The organism is Micromonospora sp. NPDC005174 (genome assembly GCF_040608495.1).
Taxonomy (GTDB): Bacteria; Actinomycetota; Actinomycetes; order Mycobacteriales; family Micromonosporaceae; genus Micromonospora.
Genome location: NZ_JBEXIJ010000003.1, coordinates 234,352 through 256,005, shown reverse-complemented (window position 1 = coordinate 256,005; position 21,654 = coordinate 234,352). Strand labels below are relative to the sequence as shown.

21 protein-coding genes are annotated in these 21,654 nt (G+C 67.6%); 1 reads left to right on the top strand and 20 read right to left on the bottom strand.

Annotation, left to right across the window (positions count from 1 at the left end):
- Positions 1-14: 14 nt before the first annotated feature.
- The 9 genes from ABZU91_RS05455 to ABZU91_RS05415 form a co-directional block, all read right to left on the bottom strand.
- On the bottom strand, positions 15-2,792 hold the full coding sequence (locus tag ABZU91_RS05455; RefSeq protein WP_355234265.1) for a hypothetical protein: 2,778 nt from the start codon (positions 2,790-2,792) through the stop codon (positions 15-17).
- Positions 2,793-2,794: 2 nt separating this feature from the next.
- A complete protein-coding gene (locus ABZU91_RS05450) occupies positions 2,795-6,217 on the bottom strand; it encodes a hypothetical protein (RefSeq protein ID WP_355234262.1) in 3,423 nt (1,140 codons plus the stop codon).
- A gap of 15 nt (positions 6,218-6,232) precedes the next feature.
- The gene (locus ABZU91_RS05445; RefSeq protein ID WP_355234259.1) at positions 6,233-6,472 is read right to left on the bottom strand and encodes a hypothetical protein; all 240 of its coding nucleotides are present in this window, start codon (positions 6,470-6,472) and stop codon (positions 6,233-6,235) included.
- 47 nt (positions 6,473-6,519) lie between these two features.
- Positions 6,520-6,951, bottom strand: coding sequence for a hypothetical protein (locus ABZU91_RS05440; RefSeq protein WP_355234256.1), 432 nt, complete (start codon positions 6,949-6,951; stop codon positions 6,520-6,522).
- Positions 6,944-7,273, bottom strand: a complete 330-nt coding sequence (locus ABZU91_RS05435; protein WP_355234253.1) for a hypothetical protein — start codon at positions 7,271-7,273, stop codon at positions 6,944-6,946. Before ABZU91_RS05435 ends, ABZU91_RS05440 begins: the two co-directional genes overlap by 8 nt.
- Entirely contained in the window at positions 7,266-7,697 is a 432-nt protein-coding gene (locus tag ABZU91_RS05430; RefSeq protein WP_355234250.1) for a hypothetical protein, read from the bottom strand. The genes ABZU91_RS05435 and ABZU91_RS05430 overlap by 8 nt, the downstream gene beginning before the upstream one ends.
- Positions 7,698-7,783: 86 nt before the next feature.
- Positions 7,784-8,350 (bottom strand): hypothetical protein, encoded by a 567-nt coding sequence (locus ABZU91_RS05425; RefSeq protein ID WP_355234247.1) that lies wholly within the window; start codon positions 8,348-8,350, stop codon positions 7,784-7,786.
- 77 nt (positions 8,351-8,427) lie between these two features.
- The gene (locus tag ABZU91_RS05420) at positions 8,428-8,763 is read right to left on the bottom strand and encodes a hypothetical protein (RefSeq protein ID WP_355234244.1); all 336 of its coding nucleotides are present in this window, start codon (positions 8,761-8,763) and stop codon (positions 8,428-8,430) included.
- 73 nt (positions 8,764-8,836) lie between these two features.
- A complete protein-coding gene (locus ABZU91_RS05415) occupies positions 8,837-9,199 on the bottom strand; it encodes an HNH endonuclease (RefSeq protein WP_355234241.1) in 363 nt (120 codons plus the stop codon).
- A gap of 694 nt (positions 9,200-9,893) precedes the next feature.
- Here ABZU91_RS05415 and ABZU91_RS05410 point away from each other — a divergent pair.
- Positions 9,894-11,387 carry a hypothetical protein gene (locus tag ABZU91_RS05410; protein WP_355234238.1) on the top strand — a complete coding sequence of 498 codons (1,494 nt, stop codon included), beginning with the start codon at positions 9,894-9,896 and terminating at the stop codon, positions 11,385-11,387.
- Here ABZU91_RS05410 and ABZU91_RS05405 read toward each other — a convergent pair.
- The 11 genes from ABZU91_RS05405 to ABZU91_RS05355 form a co-directional block, all read right to left on the bottom strand.
- On the bottom strand, positions 11,290-11,688 hold the full coding sequence (locus ABZU91_RS05405) for a hypothetical protein (protein WP_355234235.1): 399 nt from the start codon (positions 11,686-11,688) through the stop codon (positions 11,290-11,292). The two genes, ABZU91_RS05410 and ABZU91_RS05405, sit on opposite strands and share 98 nt — an antisense overlap.
- Entirely contained in the window at positions 11,688-12,074 is a 387-nt protein-coding gene (locus ABZU91_RS05400; protein WP_355234232.1) for a hypothetical protein, read from the bottom strand. The genes ABZU91_RS05405 and ABZU91_RS05400 overlap by 1 nt, the downstream gene beginning before the upstream one ends.
- A gap of 16 nt (positions 12,075-12,090) precedes the next feature.
- Positions 12,091-12,582, bottom strand: a complete 492-nt coding sequence (locus ABZU91_RS05395) for a hypothetical protein (protein ID WP_355234229.1) — start codon at positions 12,580-12,582, stop codon at positions 12,091-12,093.
- 67 nt (positions 12,583-12,649) lie between these two features.
- The gene (locus tag ABZU91_RS05390; RefSeq protein ID WP_355234226.1) at positions 12,650-14,878 is read right to left on the bottom strand and encodes a hypothetical protein; all 2,229 of its coding nucleotides are present in this window, start codon (positions 14,876-14,878) and stop codon (positions 12,650-12,652) included.
- Positions 14,879-15,019: 141 nt separating this feature from the next.
- On the bottom strand, positions 15,020-15,595 hold the full coding sequence (locus ABZU91_RS05385; RefSeq protein WP_355234223.1) for a hypothetical protein: 576 nt from the start codon (positions 15,593-15,595) through the stop codon (positions 15,020-15,022).
- Positions 15,592-15,864 (bottom strand): hypothetical protein, encoded by a 273-nt coding sequence (locus tag ABZU91_RS05380; RefSeq protein WP_355234220.1) that lies wholly within the window; start codon positions 15,862-15,864, stop codon positions 15,592-15,594. Before ABZU91_RS05380 ends, ABZU91_RS05385 begins: the two co-directional genes overlap by 4 nt.
- Before the next feature lie 78 nt (positions 15,865-15,942).
- Positions 15,943-16,491 carry a hypothetical protein gene (locus ABZU91_RS05375; RefSeq protein WP_355234217.1) on the bottom strand — a complete coding sequence of 183 codons (549 nt, stop codon included), beginning with the start codon at positions 16,489-16,491 and terminating at the stop codon, positions 15,943-15,945.
- Position 16,492: 1 nt separating this feature from the next.
- Positions 16,493-17,428 (bottom strand): hypothetical protein, encoded by a 936-nt coding sequence (locus ABZU91_RS05370; RefSeq protein WP_355234214.1) that lies wholly within the window; start codon positions 17,426-17,428, stop codon positions 16,493-16,495.
- A 107-nt stretch (positions 17,429-17,535) separates the two neighbouring features.
- Positions 17,536-17,895 (bottom strand): capsid cement protein, encoded by a 360-nt coding sequence (locus ABZU91_RS05365; protein WP_355234211.1) that lies wholly within the window; start codon positions 17,893-17,895, stop codon positions 17,536-17,538.
- Between the two features lie 2 nt (positions 17,896-17,897).
- Complete coding sequence (locus ABZU91_RS05360) at positions 17,898-19,610, bottom strand: phage protease (RefSeq protein WP_355234208.1); 1,713 nt, start codon at positions 19,608-19,610, stop codon at positions 17,898-17,900.
- The gene (locus ABZU91_RS05355) at positions 19,610-21,640 is read right to left on the bottom strand and encodes a DUF935 family protein (protein ID WP_355234205.1); all 2,031 of its coding nucleotides are present in this window, start codon (positions 21,638-21,640) and stop codon (positions 19,610-19,612) included. Before ABZU91_RS05355 ends, ABZU91_RS05360 begins: the two co-directional genes overlap by 1 nt.
- Positions 21,641-21,654: the final 14 nt, after the last annotated feature.

The following is a 21,654-nucleotide window of genomic DNA, read 5'->3' as shown; positions in this document are numbered from 1 at the left end:
AGAGAGGCCACTCCCTACAGGGGTGAGATCGCGGGAGACCAGACGTCCACCGTTGTTCCCGCAGGCCACGACCGGCTGACACCATTGACAGCGCGGGCAGAGACCGTCGCCGTTTGAGGGCTGCCTGTTCCGCTGATCGCCGACACCCGCACCTGCTCACCACCCACCACAAGGTCAAGCGGGAAGTCGGTCGGGTCGGTGGTGAACCCCACCCCCGACGATCTGCTGATAGACAGGCTGGTTGCGGACGCCGACACGGTCGACGTCAACGACGCCCCATCCGCGGCCGGGCGTTGCGCCGGGTCGTCGGCGACCGCGACATCCCACGGCACTGCCGGACCGGGCACCACCTGCACCAGCCACGAGCGGGGGCCGATCGTCTCCGACCAGCCCATGACGATCCGGTCCAACGGTCCCGGACGGTGCTGGGCGGGTGGGTTGATGCGGACGATCCGCGACCCCACCTGACACGACAGCCACCCGTCCAGCAAGGTCGGATTCGCGGCCAGATCGACCGGGAACGTGGACTCGCGTAGGTCCGGGTCAGCGTCCAGGTGCACCCGCCACGCCGCCTGATGCGGCAGTTGAGCATCCGAATCGAGGTTGAGGCGGATCGAGTCGTCGTACAGGCCGCGCCGCTGACTCGCCACATCATCGGCGACGGCGAACGACCCCTCGGCACGTTCGACGGTCCACCTGTTGCGTACGTCCTGGTCGTCGTAGATCGGGGTCAACGGGTCGTCGGCGTCGGACTCCGACACCGCGTATGTGGCGAGGTCGACGGTCAGGTCGGTAGGCCGGTTGTACCGTGCCGCCCGGGTCAGGTAGGCAAGGCGGAACCCTTGCTCTTGCAAGATGCCGCCGTCGGCGTCCTCACACTCGCGATACAAGTCGAGGGCGGTACCTACGGCCTGCCATCCCATGCGCTGAACGGCGTCGCCCGGGGGCAGGACCGTGTCGACGGTGATGCCGTCCTCTGCGGCCAGTCGGACCAGCCGCGCGACCGCCGTTTCACCCAGCCACGACCGTCGCGCCTCCCGCACAACGCCGCCGTAGCTGTCGATGAACGCCGCGCGGGTTACCGGTAGGGCACCTGTCGCCCATACGGCGATGTGCCCGGCGGGCATGTCCGACGTCGATGAGCTGCCGGTCGGGTTCACCGCAACCGACGTGACGCCGCCGATGCTGCCGGCGAACGTCGTTGAGGGTGCCGATGAGTCCCGATACAGCCGGACCGTGACTGTGCCCGCGGACACGCTCGCCGACACGGCGTAGTGCACGAACGCGGGTGTGGCTGACGCGTCGTCGATCAGCGTGGTGGCGGCACCTCCGGCGGTGATCGCAATGACTTGCGTGCGCAGGCTGGTGGTGACCTGTAGCCGCCATCGGGTGTAGGTGCCGCCATTGGTGGTCCACTCCAACACGACCACGTCACCGGACAGGACCGACAGGGTGTCGACCTGCGCGGTGGTACCCACCGTCCACACGGCCGCGGTCGCCGCTGTCGCGTCGGCGGTAAGGCGGGCGTGCAGGCTTCCCCCGGATTTCAGGTTTGCCAGCGCCGTGGTGCCGTACCGGGTGGTGTTAGATCCGGCGAACGCCGTGTAGTCCTGCACGGGCGTGAAGTCGACGACACCGTCCACAACTAGCGGTGCCGCCCCAGCGGTCGCCGATCCGGCTTGGCTTGACAGGATGCCGTCCTCGCCCGGCCAGTAGGCGACGGGCGATGAGCCGCCGATCGTACGGCGCAGGGCCGACTTGGAGGGTGGGGTGCCCTGCTGTAGGCGGCGAAGAATGCCCGACGCGGTGATCCGCATCGCGGATTCCATCTGCCCCACCTCGCCGGTCGGCAGGTAGGTGGGCTGCCACTGGTCAGCGGTACCGGAGAAGCGGTCGACGCGCAGCGTGTAGTTCTTGTGCAGTGCGGCCACGGGCAGCGTGTTCGTGTTTCCGCTGACCAGCCATGATTGGCAGCCGACCTGACCGGGTCGGATGATGGTGCCGTCGGTGGCGGTGAGGTGCCACCCCGGCGGTTCGGTGCCCGCCGCAGGCCACACCTTGAGGGCAAGGGTGGTGCCTTGAACGGACGCCCGCGCCCGCAGGTATGTGTTCGCCGCGTAGGTGAGCGCCGGCACTGACGGCATCGACGCAAGGTCGACCCACCCGCCGGACGGGGAGTATCGGCTGATCTTCAACGCGACTGTCGTAGCGGAGTGGTTGAACTCCACCCGCAGCCAGTAGAAGGCACCCCCGGAGTATCGGGCCACGAACCCTGTGACTAGCGCGCCGCCGGTCAGCAGCGCCGACGTGGCGATGTCGGCGACCTGCTCGCTGTCGGTCAACGACACGGGCAGGACCGACAGTCGCAGGTTGTTGACGTCGCTGTGGGAGTGCCGGGCGACACCGGCGGTGACCGATTGGCCTGTCCCGGCGACCGCCCACGTCTCGCCGGAGTCGGCTTTGCCCCACGTGTTGCCGCTGGTCGTGCGCCCGAACGCATCCTGGGCGCGGCGCAGACGTACCCGCAGGGGTGTGCCCAGCTCGACGTTCGGCCAGTACGGGGACATGGGGTGCAGGGGGGTGAGTGCCCCATCGGAGTTGCGCAGCGTCACCGTGCACGAGCCGGGGGACACTCGCCCGTCGGCGGACGACGCTCCCGCCCGCAGGGCGATGGCAGTGGATGTGAGCCGGTCGGACAGGTCCGTCCACGTCCACGTGCCCGGGTCGGCGGTGACATCTGCCCCGAATGCGGCTTCCACCTCCAACGGCAGGGTTTCGTCAGGCCACCGCACGGTCACCTCCCAGAGGCGAGTTGGGCGGTGGGCGCACGGCCGAACGCCTGGTTGGCGTCGCCGCCGTAGCTGATCCGCACGTTGTCCTTCACCCAGCGCATGAACGAGCCGGGTGCGTCGCCGACGAACTCCAACCTTGTGGTGTTGGCGGTTTGGGCCGGGGCGTTGAGGGTGGCACCTGCGGCCCCGTACGGGTCAACGACGGGGGTGATGTTCAACGCGTACGCGTCGGACACGTCGGGGATCGCGGCGGCGATCATCCGATCCCGCGCCGCCTCCACCGACCCGATCGCCTGATCCATGCCGTTGGCGAGGCCCGGGGGCAGCCAGCGGCCGACCTCATTGGCCATGCGCCGTGACGGCGAGTGCGAGTCGAACCCAATCTTGAAACTGTTGATGACCGATGACGCAAAGTTGTAGATCTTGCTGCGCAGCCACCCGCTCAGCGCGGCGATGCCATCCCACAGCCCGTAGACGACGTTCAGGCCGACGTTGTACATCTGCCCGCGCAGTCCGCCGAGGGTCGACGCGATCCGCGAGCCGAGCCCCGCCACGGCGGCGGCGCCGCGCGTCGGCAGCGTCGCCAGTGAGGTGATCGCCCGGCCGACGGACGTGTTCATCAGCCCCGACACAACCCCCGGCACCGACGACAACGCCTGCTGCACCCGACCACGCAGGGCAGCGAAGTGCTGCTGCACCCGACCACGCAGGGCAGCGAAGTGCTGCTGCACCACACCCAGCCCGGCCGACACGATCCGCCGCGCGTTGTCGAGCGCCGCCGTGAAGCCGAACGACACGACCGGACCGATCGCGCCGACCGCCCCGCCGATCTGGCCGGGCAGCGCGCCGAACTTCAACGCCGCGCCACCCACGAAATCGGACACTGCCCGCTTCACCGAGTCGAACGCACCGGTGATCGCATCACCGGCAGCGCGGACCTTGTCCGGTATCGACCCGAACCAGAACACGACCTTCGCGATCGGTGGGATCACGTCCTCGATGAGGATCCGGCCGAACTCCTTGAGTGACGCCACGAACTCGGCCAACTGCCGCCGGTTCTCCGGATCGTTGAGGTAGTCGGCCAGCGACTCCAAGGTGTCGACGACGCCCGAGTCTTTGCCGTTGTCCTCCGCCCCGAACAAGATCACCGTGAGGCTTTTGAAGATCGATGCGACAGCGCGGCCGACACGGAAGAAGTCGTGCAGGTAACCGCTCGTCTTCTCGAAGAACTCCTGCAACTTGCCCGACTCGTCGGCGGATTTCACCCACTGCGAGAAATCCCGCACAAGGTCGCTGAACTCGTCGCCGAACGCGTCCACGAACGGCTTCGCCGCCCGCGACAGCCGCCCAAAAGCGTCCACCAGTGGACCCGAAACCGCATCGCCGATCTTCTCCAACGCCTGGCGGCCCGTCTCGGCCGAGGCGGCGATGTCGTCGATGAACTTCGGCTTGGTGATGCTCGACCCGAGGTTGCGGAAGAACCCGTTGAACGTGTCCGCGTACGACCCGAGGGTCGTCTTCAACTGGGGCAGCCACGCCGTACCGACCTGCCGGACCGTCTTGTCCAGGCCGTTGAACAGGCGTTGCTGCACGTCAAGGCGCAGGTTCTCGAACGCCGGCTTCATGTCCTTGATCGCCTGCACGAACCGTTCCGCCGCCGGCGCAAGCTTGATCATTTCTTTGGCCGCGCCGCCCGCCGAAGCTCCCGTCTTCTCCTGCGCCGCAGCCAGGGACTCGTTCGCCGCCGTCAACGACTCCTGCGCCGACTTCAACCCGTCCGCTGCCGCCAACAACTGGTCGTTCGCGGCCCGCTGCCGGTCAAGAGCGGCGACGACCTCCTCAGAGCCTTCGATGCCACGCCGGTCCGCGTCAGCCTTCGCGACGGCGGCGTCCTTCGACGCCTGAATGGCGTCCTCGGCGGCGAGCTGGGCTTGCTCCAACTCGATCTGCGCCCGTTCCATCTCCAGCGGATTCCGGTCCCGGAACGCCTCCCGCAGCGCCAATTCCGCTTCCTTGACCCGCAGTGCGGCTTCCTTCTCGTTCACGGTCGCGCCGCGAACCGCCCGGCCAAGATCCTGGATCCGTCGAGCGGCGACCTTGCGGGCGTCGTCGATGGCACGCTGCGCGCGTAGCGACTCGGCCAGAGCGTTGCGGTAAGCCCGCTCGCTGGCAATCAGGCCGCGCTGTGCCTGCGCGATGCCCCGCTGCGCAGCGGCGATCTGCCGGGCACCCGCCGCCGCCGACTGCCCACCCCCACCAGCGGCCTTGCCGGTGGACTTGAACGCATCGCCCAGCCCACGCAGGCCCAACGCGAGGGCACCGATGACGGCGCCGCCGCCGACCGCGAACGCGGGGATCGACGCGATAGCACCTGCGAGAACACCGATCGCCCCCGCCGCCGCCGACGCGGCAGGGCCGATGAGCAGCAGCCCTGCGGCCGTCACACCAATCGCAGCCGCCGCCAGTACCGCCGGGTTGACCATGCTCGTCAACGCGGTAGCCGCGGCACCGATCGCCTGCGTGACCGTCGTGCCAGCAGTGTTCGCCGCGTCACCCAGACGCTGGAACGCCCCCGCCACACCGGGTGGCAGGCTCGACGCCAACCCGGCCACGGCACGCTGAAACCGGTTGTGATCCACATCGACCGGAATTGACACCCGGATCGTGCGGGACACCTCGGCGACCATCGCCCGCAACTTCGCCTCGTAGGCGAGCCGGCTGCCGGGCTCGGTGGGGATCTCCGCCTTCAACGTCCGCTGGATCGCCGCCAGCTCAACGGCGATGTCCTGGCGCACCCCGGCCGTGTCCGCGCGCACCGGGATTCGAGTGTTCGCCTGCCGGGACAGCGCGGACACCTGCCGCTGAATATCGGCCTGGAACTCCCGGGTCAGCGGATCCGCTTTCACCTTCACTGCGACCGGCGGGACACTGCGACCGACACGGGCGGTGACATCGGCGATCTGTGCCCTCAACGACCGCTCATAGTCGCCCCGGCCACCCGCCGTGGTTGGTACCTCCACCTTGACGGCGCGCTCCACCGCCGCGATACGGCCCGCCAGGTCGGCGCGCAAGCTGTCGCTGTCGGCGCTGACGGGGATGCGGATGGCTTGCCGGGACAGGTCACGGATCTGCCGCTGCACGTCGGCTTGGAAAGCACGCAGCACCGCGTCCGGGTCGGTGACCCGCTCCTTCGGCGTGCCCGTGCGGGGTGCTGGCGTGGGCAAGGTCTTCGGGAGCGACTTCTTGTCGAAGTCCGGCTCAACCGGCACCTTGATGGTGCGCTTGCCGATCGCGTCAGCGAGCGCCTTGTCGAACCCGGCGGACTTGAACTCGGCCACCACCGCTTCGCGGAGCTTCTTTGCGAAGCCGCGGGCGGACGCGGTGACCTCAACAGCGGCGTGACCGACAACGACGGGGGAGGTCATGGTTGACCTCCCCCGTCACGTGTTGTTGGCGTCGCCGGGTGGGATGAGCCCCAAGTTGCGCAAGCGTTGCGCCACCTCGCCGCCGTTCACCTGCTGCGGCTTGGTCGACACAGTCGGCGGGTCGCCGGGCAGGGGCACCGGTTCGGGGCGTTTGCCCTTACCGCCGCCGCGCTGCCAGTTCGCCCCCGACAGTCGCAGTTCGATGCGCCGCAGCAGGTATGTGTCGACGCTGACGTCCGCCGACGCGCCCAACACGGCCCGGCGGAACGCCGACCCGGGCGGAAGGTGCTCGATGTAGCAGATCAGCTCCGAGACCGGGACGCGCGCTTGCGGGGGGCCGAAGAGGGCTTCGCGGAGGCTGATCCGGTGGTAGTGGTGGAGGTCGGCGGCGATGGCTCCTCCGTGCTCTCGGAGGAGTCGTCGGAGCCCAGCGCTTCCCCCGGCATCATACCGGAATGCGCCAACCACTGGTCGTACAGCTTGAACATCGCCGGGACGGGTTGCGTCACCCGCTCCCACTCTTCGGCCCGCTCACCCATACCGGTGCGCAGCAGCTTCTGAATGGCGGGCAGGTCCATGCTGTCGGCGTCGGCAACCTGCCGCCAGTCGACGATCTCGCTCAGGTGTGGCACTTCCCAGCGCACGCCCGCCCAACGGAACCGGAACGGTTCGCGTCGCTCCTCAGCCCACGCGGCGTCAAGGTCGAACTCGTCGTCGATCGGCTGCTCAGCCACGACCGGCCTCCGACTCCAGCTCGGCGAAACCTTCGGGCAGCGCGACGTCAGGGTTCAGCGGCACAGCGACGCGTTCCTGCTTCACGCATGTCGGGCAGTGCTCACACAGCGGCCACCCGGGAAATGCCTGCCACGTGTGCAACCACATGCTGCCGTCGGCGTGTTCACGCACCTGGATCGAGTTCCCGACGACCGCCAACATCGGGTCGAGGCCCTGGCGTTGCAGGTAGCCACTGATCTTCTCCCGGGTGCTTTCGGCCCGGTGCATCTCCTCAGTGGTGTGCAGCTCGTAGACGAGCCGCCCCTCAGGCTGCTCAGGCATCGCGCACCTCCGGCGTGCCTTCCGGCTCCCAGCCGGGAAGGCCGTGGCGCGGGTCCACCGGCGCCGGCTGCCACACCTGACGGCGGCCGTTACGCGTCGCAGCGGCCGGTGATGCCGGCTGGGCTGCCCCCACCGTCACCGTGTCCGCCGCGAACGTCACCGTCACCTGCGGTCCCGTCTCGCCCGACGTCACCTCGTACGCCAGGACGTGCGCCTCCACTGGCACCCCCGCCACGGTTACGTCGAACCCCACCAGCATGTCAGCGGAAGGTCCACCCGCCGGAGGGTCGATCATTCCCAGGCCGGCGAGCCGGTCAACGGCTTCCGCCCGATCCTGCTGTACACCCGGCGGCGCCGGGACGCGGCGTTCCGTGATAGCGACGGTGACGCCCGTCGCAGCGTTCGTTGACATGCGGGTCTCCAATGCGGGTCTATGCGGGTCGACAGGTAGGGATGAGGTGCTGGCGGGCGACCCGCACGGACTCCCGCCAGCACCAGAACAGGGACCGATCAGGGCAGAGCCAAGGCGCTGTCTACGAAATAGCGGTAGGCCACGTTGCCGGAGCCGTCGATGAAACACTTCACCGTCCACTGGTAGACGGTGACGTCTTGCGACGACCACACCACGTCTCCGCGCTCGCTGATCTGGCCGAGCGGGATGACGATCCGCTGACCCTTCGTGCCGTCGAGACCGTGCAGAATCCACGTGCGCGGGTCACGCACCGGCGGCTTCTCGGCGACTGTCACACCCTCGGCCGTCTGGGTGATCGTCGAGCCGGGGAACTGCAACCCGAGGGTCACCAGCGACGTCTCCATCGCCGCGAACTGGAACGTCTTCGTGTAATCACCGGGCAGCGACGCAGCGAGCGCGTTGCCCTGCCACATGAAGATGTCGTTCGTGTCCTGCGAGGTGGCCTCGGTGATGCCGTCCGAGGTGATCGCGCCAACCTCGGTGTAGATGGCGGCGTTGAGGGTGGTGGTGCCGTTCGTGGGCAGCGTCGGGTTCGTGACGCCGTAGCCGCTGACCGCGACCAGGCCATTCTGGAAAGCCCGAATCGCGGCGGTGTTGACCCCCATGGGTCACTCCTTTGCGCATGGTGACGGCCCGGCCGACGGCCGGGTGCGGACGTGTGCGGGTCCGTGTGACCTGGGGGTTACGGCATGCGGATCGGGGTGAACTTGAGTTCCGCGTTGTCGCCTGACAACTGAAGCTGCGAGCCGTAGTTGACGACCTCGTACGGTCCGAGGATCTTGCTCGCGCCGGCCGGGATGCTGATGGCGCGGGCGGCGGGAGCGAAGCCGTCGATGGTGCCGACGAGGGTGATCGTCACCGTCCGCGCGGTGGAAGCGCCATTCGCGTTACGCGCTAACACGAGGGTTTTTCCGTCGTTGGGCACGTAGTTGCCGTTCGCGACGTCTGCGGCGACCTCGGCGGGCATCGTGGTCCCCGCCTTGCTCGTGTCAACGACGGGAATCAAGGTGCGAGCCATTGTTCCTCCGGGCATGCAGAGCAGCCCCCGGAGGAATCCGAGGGCTGCGTGTTGGTTAGGTCTGCGCGGTTTGCTAGCCGATCAGGAGAAGCTGCTCTCCCTGTGGGATGCAGCCGTTGTTCTTGCGGAGATTGCACACGAGGTGGGTCGCCTTCACGTTCGCGCGAACGTGTGCGCCGCCTCGGGAGACGGGGATGACGTGATCCAGGCTTGCGCTGCGCGGATGTGGCCAAGCAAGCCGGCGGTTGATCCGCGTACGGCACAGGTGGCAAATCCAACGGTCGCGTTCGAATATCTCCACGTCGGTGAAGTGCTCCACGTCGCGTGACTGGATTCGCGCTCGGCGCACATGTGCGCCCTTGCGGCCGATCTCCTTGCGTTTCTCAGGGTTGGCCGCCGCCCACTCCACCTTCTGCCTGTCGGTGTGTGCCTTCAAGCACGGTTTGCACCTCACCGGAGTGCCGCCGCTCGAACGGCGGCATCGAATCGGCTCACTACAGTCACGGCACGCTGTCCACCTGCCGTGGAGGGCGTACTCAGCGCGCTTCGCCGCGTCACGCTCGGCATTCTTGCGACGCATTTCGGCCCGATTGTGCGCCAGCGTGCAGGCCGGGCAGCGCCTGGGTGCGGCTCCCCGAACACCCGTGCGCTCGAAGGTGGCGCGACAATCCGCGCAGGTGGCACTGGCGGGCGGCTTGGGGGTTAGCCGCTGCGCAGCACGACGACGGCGGTCGCAGACCTTCTGCCTTCGTCGCCGGTCAAGAATTCGGCAGCCTGCACACCGCTTCGGCGGATGCCCCACCTTGCTGGTGCGATTAATGGGCGTCCCACACTCAAGGCAGCGCAACTCGGGCATGCTAGTTTCGGCCATGTCGGCTCCCGCTCAGATCGGGTTGTCGGCGGCCCCGGCGGTGTTAGCGCACCGGCCGGGGCATCTTCGTATGTGTGTCCGATTTTACCGTGATGCCGCAGCTCAACCGCCCTCAGGGCTAGCCGGGCAGCTTCCCGTGGAAGGTGATGTGCCAGGCATGAGCGGTCAGCGACACGTCTGGAGCCCGAAGCTCGTTGAGTGATACGGCGGCCAGGCCCGTCGCCGATAGCTGACCCGCACCCTCGGGGGGACTTCGTTCGTGCTGAACACCTACGAGCACACCACCGATCGACCGGATCGCTCCCGACAACCCGATCGCCCTTTTGACCGGACGCTGCGCGGATGGCTGCCCCTACTGCTGGCCGCGGGATGGATGCTGGCCACCTTCGGCATGTTCTGGACCGGGGGCATGGCGTCTGAAGTTCCCAACCCGCTGCGACTCACTGGATTTGTGCTCGCCGCAACTGGGGCGTTCGCCCTCGGCTACGCGATTCGGATCGGCAGGCGCAGGCGACCGCGCCAAGTGTCCGCGGTGGGCCGCACGGCAAGTCGGCGGCGGATCACGCGCCTCGTTGTCGCCGGGGCCATCTATCACATAGCGTTAGGTCTCGCGCTGCTCGGCGAATACGGGGCGACCGGCCCCGCCAGCATTTGGGCTAGCCTTCAAGACCCAGCTGGCGCGTATGTGAGCAAATTTGCCGTCTACGAACAGCAGCAAGACGCAGGCAGGGTGAACCCGGCAATCCAGATGCTGACCCTTCTGGGTGTGCTTGGGACGGTGCTAGTCCCACTGCTGGTTGTTCATTGGAGCCGCTTGTCCAGGGCTACCCGGTTCATAGGGGTCACCGGAATGGCAACCTATGGCCTGTTCTTCCTTTTCATCGGCACGTTGAAAGGCCTCGGCGACATTGCAATCATGGTCGGCGGTGGGCTGCTGGTCACCTCTGCGACCGTCGTGCGTCGAACCAGCCGCGTCGAACGAGCGAAACGTCGCCGGCTGCTGGCGTTAGCTGGCACGATCGGCATCCTGTTCTGCGGTTATATGGTGACCAGCCAAGCTGATCGCATCGACCGCTTCGGGATTCAGGACCGGGTTCCTCCGAATCGGACGGTGGAAGCGGTTGCTGGCACGCACCTCGCGACCGGCGTGGCCGCCCTCGTTCACTACCCGACACACGGCTATCTCGGGTTGGCGTACAACCTCGAAACTCCCTTCGAGTGGTCGCACGGCTTAGGAAGTACACCAGCCGTGGCCTCCTACGCCCAGCAGTACTTTGGCACGGACATCGCCGAATATCCGTCGTACCCTGTGCGCACCGAGAGCCGCACCGGCTGGCCCGCAGGCTTGTACTGGTCAACTATCTACCCGTGGCTGGCGTCGGACCTCACGTATCCGGGGGTGGTCGTCTTCATGGCCGCACTGGGCTGGCTGTTCGCTGCAACGTGGGTCGGTGCCGTACAGGCCCGCCGCACCTTGCCCCTTCTGCTGTTTGTGCAACTGTGCGTACTCGTCGCCTACATACCTGCGAACAACCAACTGGGGATGTCGCGTCCCTCGATGATCGGACTGGTTGCCCTGGCCGGCTGGTGGTTGGCGACTCAAGTCGCGGCGGTTGACGCGGGGCTACGCGACGTTGGTCCTCAACCGTGGGTGCTCACCCAGGCAGCAGGCCGTGCAGAACGACCCGGTAGGCCGCCGATCGGCGGTACACAGCCGGGTCCGGCGACCAAAACGGGGCCGCTACCGTGGTGACACCGCTGACGGTCACGCCCGACTCCCAGGTGTGTCCGGGTAGGTTCAGCCGCAGTTCGGTGCGGGCACGCTCGGCCGCCTGCCGGGCGTGGTCGGCGTTCTTGGCGTAGAAGTCGACGTCGAGCAACGCCACGTCGAGGGTGAGGACGCTGTCGCCCTCGCCCTGGCCGCGCTGCACATGACCGAGTGGGGCCGTGAACTCCCAATCCGAGGGCAGGCGAGGATCCGCCCACATCTTGCAGCTCATGCGCTCATGCAGCCAGTCCGCGACCAGCCGTTCCGGGTCCGCGTAGCCGCCCATCAGTCCCCAGCCCCGGCGATCAACGCGTTCCGCAGGATGTGCATGGCGGGCGTTCCAGGGTGGTGAACCCGCTTCACCGGGTGGGCTACTCCCGGCCACGCCAGCGCCTGTTTGCGGCGGGGCTCGATGATGTGCGGCCGGCTGCCTTGCTCCAAGATCAGGGAGTGGTCGGCGCGGGCCACCACACGAACAGTTGCGGTGCGGGCACTCTCCACCCGCTCCCGGCCGATCCTTGAGCGGTACTCGTACGAACGGACCGGCGCCGTGACCCTCGCCCGGACGATGACCCGGTCGGCGCGGCGCTCCAACTCCCGGTACATCCACTCCTGGCGGAGCATACGGGCGATGCCAGCCCGGTCGGCACGGAACTTCACTTTCACCGGCACGCGACCCACCCCCCAGTCACAGGTACGAGTCGCCCCACGCGACAGGAGCCGGGAACGAGTAGGCCAGCATCAGCTTGTCGGCGTCACCGGGCTCCCCATCGCCGCCGTTCGCCCGGTCATTTGCCGAGACCAGCGCAACCAGCATGTCCGCCATGCGCTTCTCCATGTCGTTGGCCCGCTGCAACGATTGATCATCGTTAGGCCAGCTTCGCTCGACTGCGGCAGCCGCATACAAGGTGGCGATCACCGCCGCTGTCGCCTGCAACGAGACGTGCAACGGTGACACCTGACCAGTGATGTAGGCGATGCCATCCCCGATCAGCCGATCAACAGCCCACCCGGTCGGCCGAGTGTCCGAATCGAACGTCAGGTAGTACACGTCCTCGCCCGCCGTGGTGGTGGATTCCCGACGGGCGAGGGTGCGGTGCGGCACGTAGTCGGCGACGTTCTCGCGCAGCGGCGCCCACTCCGGCGCTTCGCGGCTGGGTAGACCCCCAACACCGGGCACAACGCCTCCTCACGCATGGGTGTGGGCTTCGTCAGCTCATGAGCGCCAAAGGCACCTCGGCCGGACCTCAGTAGTAGCGCCGGAAAATGACCGCGTTCAGCGTCGTCGTCAGGCTGATCGGCGACGCGGTCAGGTTCGCAAAGACGACCATGATCGTGTTGGTGGCGCTGACATAGGCATGGGAAAGCGCAACGCCTGTTTGCAGAGGGCTCAGCGGTGTCACCAAGACGTGATCGTTGACAGCCGCGTCGGTGAGCGTGAACGTCGTCGCAGTGGTCGTGTTAGCCGCGCACGACAGCGATGTGACGCTGATCAAGCTCGGTGACCGGCGGGACGACGGAATCTCGAACACCAAGTCGCCGGGGCGCTGAACGGCCAACGCTCCGCCGGAGCTGAACAGCCTGCTCAGCTCCGTCCGCCCGGCCGCGAACAACACGCCCCGGTCCGACAGGGCCGATGTCCACCCATCGGGGTCCTCAACGGGGTTGACCGACGGTGGGTACGCCGCGAACCCGGGTCGGACGGTGCCGCTATATCGGTTACGCACCCGGTACTGCGGCAAGTCCTCTTCAAGGTAGTTGTCGTACACCTGCGACTGGCCAGAACGGATCGCGTTGCCGGAATGTTGAGCGCCGGTGATCTGCAAATCAAGATGCCGGTTCGGCACCCCAGGCTGGATGATCGTGTTATTGAAACTCGACGTTGCGCTCGCGTCGATCAGCACCCGCTGCGGCCTGAACCAGAGCACAGACGCGCCCGCCGAACTTGGTGTGAACGCCGGCCCGGCCTTGGCCCGTGACACCTGAAACGTGTCCGCTGTCGGAACAGCCACGACGTAGTAGGGGGACAGCACAGCCATTCCGCCCGGCATGGACCCTGACGAAAACAGCACGCAGTCGCCGACGTTCAGGCCATGCGCGGTCGAGGTGAACGTTGAACCCGAAACCGTCACGGACGCCCCGGCGGTGCCCTGCTCATGGCGGCAGCCCAAGAACGTGTTGTCGTAGGTGCCGCGCATCTCGATCACATACTCGGAGACGTCACCCTCAAACGACACGCCGACGAAGGTGTTGCCGTTCACGGTGTTGATGCTGGCGTAGTCCAGCAGCACATGCCGCCAACCAGCCAGTCGCAGTCCGCCAGCAAACCCGGCCGACTGCTGGATGCCGCCCGACACGAACGTGCACTGGTTGACCCAGCCGCCCGCCAACGGCCGCAACATGAGACCGACCTTCGTGTACGAGATCCAACCAATGTGAAACTCGCAGTAGGCGGTGCCCTGACCTAAGCCTGTGAAGTGCAAACCTGTCTCGAAGTAGGCGGTACGCCCGAACATCGCCTTCGAATTGGCCAAGTTCTGCACGCGCACGCCGACACTACCCGCCACCAGCGCAGTGCCGGTCGGCTTCACAACATCCGGCAGGTTGACGTTGGCGATCTGCAACAGCTTCCCGTCGCCAGCACCCACCAGCACGGCCACACCTGCGTAGGCGGCCGGGACGACGAAGGCGGCACCGCTGGATATCACATTGCAAGACACGACGATCGGCGTTGACAGCGTCGACAGCTTGTAGGTACCCCGCAGGATGACGGTAGCGCCAGGCACCAGCAGCGACGCGCTCAACCCTTGATTGACCAGAGCGTTCGCGGCGTCGAACGCCGCCCGCACCGCAGCAGTGTCGTCGGCGATGCCGTTCCCGACCGCGCCGTAGTCCTTCGGGTCGATCAGCTGCTCACCGCGGCCAACCTTGCCGTTCAGCGCCGTCTGCTGTGCGGTGGAGATGGGCTTATTCGCGTCGCTGGTGTTGTTGACATTGCCGAGCCCGACGGTTCCTGCCGTTACGGCACCGGGGGCGATGGCAGCGGAGGTAACGGAACCAACGGCCAGCGTTGGGGCGTCGGCGGTGCCGCTGAGCGCCCCGGTGAGCGCGATGATGCCCTTGCTGGCACCGGTCGCATCGGATGGCACTTCGGCTTGAATGCTGTCGAGCCGCCGGTTGTAGTCGGCTGACACCAGCGTTGCCACACCGTATACAACGATCCATAGTTGCGTCGCGCCGCTGACCGGCCCCCAGTAGTCGCGCTGCGCGCCGTAGGCGTCGAGCTGAAACGACACCCGCCCGTCGGCGTCGGGCTGAATCAAGGTGCCCTTGACACCGTCCGCGTCGTGGTACACCTCGGCGGGTTGGGTTAGCTCCCGGTCGGCGTACACGTAGGCGCGGGCGTTGACGGCGGGCTTGCCGGACAGCAGCACCACCACTCGGCTACCCGAGTCGGGGAACAGCAGGGATGTCATGACGCTCCCCTTCGATTGCCTGTGGCGGGCGGCCCGAGGCGACGAGCATTCGCAGTTGCGTGCAGTGCCGGCGCAGAGCGTTGACCTGCGCAATGTCCGACGCGCGCCAGCGCCACTTACGGCGAAGCCGGCCGTGCATCGTCAGGACATTCGTACGGCGATCTTCCAAACACAGGTTGTGAGAGAGATGTCCGTGTAGCTGGACGGCAGGTCGGAAAGCCCGATGAGTCGCCCCGACTGCCGCGGCGGCAGCGACAAGAAAGCCGCAGACACGGTGTTCCCGGAGTGAACAAGCCCCTGATGGGTGGGCATCGAACTGGCGCTCACCACCAGCAGCCCCACGGCGTAGCGACGCCGAGCAACCTTGTTAAAGGTCGCCGTGAGGGACTTCTGATATTCGGTGTTCGTCGCGGCGAACAGGGTGGTGTCGTTAGCGGTGGCGGCCACAAGCGTTCCAGCGCCGTCGGCGGCAATCTCGTAGACGCCGAAGCGGATCAGTGTGGGGGTCGCTGCTGCCGCCGCAGCGCCCGCCCAAGCGGTGACCGTGTTGATGGCCTCAGTTCTTTGAGCGGTGAAGTAGACGAGGCTGAGATTGCCGCTCGGTCCACCAGCGAGGGCGCTGATGATGTTTTCGCGGGCGGGAGTGATCTCACCTGCGGCGAGGGCTTCGGAGCCCGCTGCTGTGACGCCGCCGCCGTAGAACGCTCGGGTGGTCACCAGACACGCACCGACACGCGTGGGGTGCCCGCAGAGATGAGCCGCACGTTGGTGTCACCCGTCGACTCGTCGGCGACTTCGAGGCTGTTCACGACCGCTGGCAGTAGGTGGCAGTTCGTGCCGCCAACGGTGGGGTTGACCCCGTCGGCGCGGAAGTACACGTCGGCGGCGCCGTCGGCGTTCAACACTTCCACCCGTCCGCCGTTGGTGGCGAAGGTGAGGCTTGTGACGGTGTTGGCGACAAGCGTTGCGTGTTGCACGTTCGCCACGGCGGGCGCCTCCAATCGAAGGGGTGGGTCCGGCCGCCCGCGCCAAGGGTTCACGGGCGGCCGGGGTTCACGACCGGATCAGGACTGGCGGGACTTCGCGAGGTCGATCAGAACCTGCTTGTCCTGCTCTTTCGACACCTGGGCGTAGTCGTAGCCTTGGCCGACCAGGTACTCCACCCACACGTCGATGCCATGGCTGGACTTCGGGGCCGAACCGTCCGCCGGGAGCTTCGCCCGCGCGGCGGCGCGCTTCTGCTCCACCTCCGGGTCGACGCCCGGCGCGACCGCAGCCTTGTCGATGCTGCCCTCATCGATCGCCACGGCGGCGACCTGCTCGGACACGTCCGACGACGGACGCTCATCCTCGGCCGGCTTCTCGCCGCGCAGCACGTCCGGGGTCACCGAATCCGCGCCCGAACGGGGGTCCTGCTCAACCGCGGCGTTCGGGGCGACAGGCGTGTCGCCCTCTTCGGCGACGAACCCGCCGTCGAGAAGGAACGTCAGCCGCTCCGGTTCCACGTCGTCGGGCAGGAACGCGCCCTTGTACAGCAGCACCTGCGACCGCACGCCCGTCGTGGAGGTGGTGACGTGCGCGCATTCGGCCACAACCTGATAGCGCTTGGCCATGTCAGGTACCCGAAATCTTCCGACCGGCCAGCGGGTCTGTGACCACCGGGACGGTGATACGCCGCGCCCACATGTGCCACACGTCGCGCTCGGCGACACGGCGGGTCTGCACCTGCACACCGTTCTGCGATGTCGCGTACCCGGGGTCCACCTCGGTCTCGTCGGCCATGCCGCCGAGGGCCTGCGAGTCGAGCACGTACACGTCGTCGGCCTGGCCGGGCATGTTCGCCACCGGCGTGGTGATGACCTTCAGGCCGGCGATCGTCTCGATCTCACCCCCGTACACGGGGTTGTCGGAGGTTTCCCGCTTGCGCAGGGTGGCGATCTTGTCGTCGGACACCATGTACGCGTACTTGGTGTTCGTCATCAGGACCGTGTCGGCCTTGTAGCCCATCTCCTGGCCGTCCACGGCTGCCTTCGCCAGCTCGATGTCCCGCAGGATCGTCGCCGACGAACTCCACGCCGCACCAGCGGCGATCGGCGTCGAGTTGATCGCCGACGCGACGGCGGCGATGGCCAGACGGTCGATCTTCTGCACCACCGTGTTGATGACGATGCGCAGCGCCCAGTCCACCGCCGAACCCATCGGAACGGACCGCTTGATCCGCTCGTCGGTGAGTTCGGTGGCCTGACCCCACTTGGAGACGTTCGCCAGGGCGGCAGTGCCCGACTGCGGGAGGGCGCGCGGGTACTCGGAGCCCGGCGACACGGCCGTCACGGACCGGTTGGTGAACAGCGGCTGGTCGTTGATCTCGTAGGAAACCGCGCCACCCGACGTGCGGTACTTGGCGAGCAGCAGCCGGTCGGCGATGAACTGGATGTTCGACAGCTGCCGCAGCCGCCGCTGGATGACCGCCGGGTTGGCGAGCATCCGGTTGATGGTGACCAGGTCACCCGACAGGGTCGCCGGGGCCGGTGGGTACGTCTGGAGAGGCATCAGCCTGTCCCCTTTCGCCCTGCGTGGGCACGAAAAAACCCCGCACGCAGGGCGCCGGGGAGACTGTGGTGAGGGTGGTGTTGTTCAGGTGTTGCGGTGGGGTGCGGTTAGCACTCCATCCACGTGACGAGGGCCGTGTCGGCGGCGGTGGTGAGGGCGATGCCGATGTTCCCGACACCGGCGGTGGCCGAGGCGACGTTGCCGGACGCGGCCGAGTTCAGCCGGGCGGCGGCGGTGATCGCACCCGCGGCCACGGACACGTGCACCTGACCGCGAGCGTGGTAGGTGACGTTCGTGCCCGACGCGGCGTCGAACGCGGCGATACCGACGACAGCGTTGGAGTCGGCGGTGGCGGTGGAGATGGTGCCGTTGCCGTTGACCATGACGGCCTTGCCGCCGACGATGGCGCCGTTGGCGACACCGGTGATGATGTCGCCGGGCATGTAGAGCGGGGCGTAGTCAGCCATGATCAGGCACCAGCCTTCTCGCCGAAGAACTTGGCGTAGTCCTTGTCGAACGGGTCGGTGCCGGTGGCCTCGTTGTTGCCGGTGTAGCCGGACGCGTTGACCGGGACAGCAGTTCCGGGGGCGATGGACGCCAGCACGCGGGTGATCGGGCCGGGGGCCTCGTCGTAGTCCTTGGCCCACTGCTCACGGTCGGCGGGCGTGAACTTGCCGAGGCGCAGCGCCTCGTCGAGGACAGACGCCTTGACGGTGGCGTTCTGCTCGGCCTTCTTCGCGGCCAGCTCGGCGGAAATCGTCTCCACCTGAGAGGCGAGAACCTTGACCTGCTTGTCGAGCCCGTCGCGTTCCTCGGCGGACGCGGCGATCTGCTCGGGGGTGGGGGCGGTGTCGGCCTTCGACTTCAGCTCAACGAGCGCGGCCAGAACCGCGTTGTCCTTGGCGTCGTCCGCGAGGCCGAGCCACGAGCGCACATCAGTGCTCAGAGTGGACACAGGGTCCTCTCCTTCCGGTTCGGTTGATGGTGAGGGCTCCGGCTCGGCGGCCGGGAGTTCGGGGGTCGGCTCCGTGGGGGCCGGTTCGGTGGTCGCAGGCGCGGCCAGAACAGTCGGGTCACCGGCGGGCACCTCCGGGTCCACCTCGGGGGCGGGGGCTGCGGTTGGCGACGGATCGGCAGGGGGTGCGGTGAAAGGCCGGGACTCCTCGGCGGACGCGAACACCATCCGCGAAGCCGCCACCGGCTCATCAGCGGGCACGTACGCGGGACGCACCCGCTGCGGCTCACCGAAGCTGATCGTGTCGCCGTTGACCGTCACCGGCACCCGCGCAAGCGAGCGGTCGGTGTTGTCCATGACGATGACCTCATCGTCGGCGGCCTCAACGATCCACTGCTGCTGCGGCGGATTCGAGGCGTTCCACGCTGCGTGAATCCGCTCCGTGAGGCTCGGGTCGGGGTTAGGCATCTCATCTCCGTCCGTTGCGGCTTTCACGCCCCTGTGCTGCTTCGAGCCGGGCCAGAAACCGAACACGTCGTGGAACCATTCCGAGGCGATCCGCTTGGCGCGCTCATCGCCGACGTGCTTGCTCAGGTGGTGGTAGAGGGCCGTCCACGGGTGCGGCTTGTCCCGCCACTTCGCCAAACCCTCAGCAGTCTTCGTCCAGTAGTGCTTGAGCTGGTTGTCGTCGTCGGCGGCAACAACGGACGCGGCGATCCGCACCTCATCCGGGCCAGGCTGTCCCGACGACGCGGCCAGCCCGAACAGGGCCTTCACGTCGTCGAGTTTGTTCAGTGGGGTCAGAGTCGACACCCCAGGTGGGGTGACACCCAGCAGCGATACCGCTGTCAACACGAACGGGTGCGTGTGCCCGAGTCCACACCGCTTGTTGTAGGTGCCCTCCACCGACCGGTTCGGCCACGCTGCCGCCTGCACGTCAGTCAGCCACGAGGGGGCCACCTGATCGCCGACGAGGGTGTGCCCGCCGTCGGCGACACGCAGGTTGTCGTACCAGCCGATCGCCGGCTCCCCATCGCCGGGCGTGAACCGCTTGTCCGTGTGCCCGATCTTCACGATCGGCTTTTGGATGGCCGGGCACGACAAGGCAGCGACGGCGGCGGCCAGATCCTCACGGGCGGCGGTCCACTGCCCGGCGGAGATGTCCCATCGGCCGGTGCGGACCAGCTCGACGCCTTCGCGGCGGGCGAGCACGGCAGCGTCAGGCATTAGGCGCCCCCTTCCGCGATCGGATAGAAGAAGCCCCGGCATCGGTCCCGGCCTTCACACTTCGGGTGACGTCCGGTCGGTCGGGCTTTCAGCGCGGCTGCCAGCGACGGGAACTCGGCCCCGTCCGCGTCACGGCAGGGTCCGCACCGCGCTTGGTCGTTGATCTCGGACGTTCGGAAGCGGGTGCCTGCGGGTAGTCGGTAGAACACGTCCTCACGGCCCACACCCTGCGCGGTACCCACAGCGGCGGACACGTTCCCCGCCACCAGCCCGGCCGTCTTCGCCTGCGACAGGTCGGCGAGCGCATCCGCTACCGCCGACTTCACCTGCTTGGCGTTCCCGCCGGCCAAACCGAGCGCGACCCGCGATGCCGCCGACTGGTAGCCGGCGACGATCAGATCCGTCGTCGCGCGACCCAGGTCGGCGAGCCGGTCCCGGGCGTCGTTGCTGAGCTGATTCGCCACCAGTGCGATGCCGGCCGCTTCGACTGCGGCACGACGCGCCGCCTTCTCCGCGACGTCTATCAGCCCGGCCGTCACCACACCCGCGAGGGCTGACACCGCCGCAGCAGGCACCGCCAGCCCAGTGAGGCCGGCAAGCGCACCACCAGCGACCTCGGCGGCCACCGCAGCAGACAGGGCGGCAACCAGCGGGCCGGACGCGCCGGCCCAACCCTCGGTGACCTCGGTGACCGTGTCCGCCTGGTCGGCGGCAAGTCCTTGCGCGTCCACGCCCGCAGGCGGGGCCGCAGCGGCAGCGGCAACCTCGGATGGCTCCGGTTGGCGTGGCGAACCACCCCGGGCTGTCGGCGCCGGGGCCGGGGAGCCTTCACGCTCCGGTAGCCGGTATTCGCGGCGCACCCACGCCTCAAGCCCCGGATCCGCAGCGAGCGCGCCCGAGCTGAGCAGCAGTTGCAGCGACTCGGCTGTCACCTCACGCCGTGACCCGATCCCCGACACGACCACACGGGGGACAGGTTCGTTCTCGCCCCAGTTCCAGTCGACGATCCGCGCCGCGCCCTGCCGGGTGATCGTGTCCGCGATCGACTCGGCCTCCGACTCCAACGCCAAAGTCCACGAGTCGAGGAACACGGTTCCGAGCGCCCGCGACCCTGTCTCCGTGTTACCCAAGTCGAGGTGCGGCATCAGCGCCGACTGGGCGATCTCCTGGTTCAGGAACCGGATGAAACCCAACGTGTCGGGGATGCTGCCGGACAGGCCAACGATGTCCAGCCGGAACCCGGGCGGCATCGACGCGCCCGCCTGATCCCCGGCACGGGCCGCCGACGCGAGGCGCTGCGCTTCCTGCATCTGCCCCTGCGTCGGGTTCGTGCCCGGCAGCGCCTGCGCGACCGGCACGCCGGCACCCCACCGACGGTTCGAGATCGCGGCGACGCGCAGCATTTCACGCTTGAGTAGCCACGGGGCGTACGCGGCGCGGATCAGGGAGGTGCCCTGCCAGCCGTTACCCTCCCGGTTACGGGAGTAGAAAACCAGCCGGTCCGCCTCGATCTGCGGCGTCTTGTCCCGCGCGGTGATCAACTGGTCGATGCCGAGCAGCGCGCCCGTCTTCGGGTCCGCGTGGATCGTCGTGATCGTCGCCGGAATCCGTTCCGCCAGGGTGGTCAGGCGGGCACGGCCGCCGGAGTCGATGACGGCTTCCATCTCGAAGCCGTAATGCCCCCACACCTGGCTGAGGAGCGCAGAACGGAGGTGGTCATTCCACGACACGCCCCGACGGCGGGCACCCGACGCCTTGTCCACCCCGACCACGTTCAAGCCCAGGCAGTCCGCAACGAACTGGGTCACCTCAGGCCGGCAACCCGACCCGTCCAACTGCCACTGCGCCCGCCGCAACTGCAACCCGTAGCCGTCGAGGATCGCCGTCAGTCGAGAGTCACGGCGCATCTCCGCATACACCTGCACCGAATTCGGATACAGCAAGGCCGGAATGTGCTCGTACACGTCGGTGACGATCGACCCGAACTGGTAGTCGTTGACCGAACCGACAAGACTGGTGGGGGCAGTCATCATCCACCCCCGGC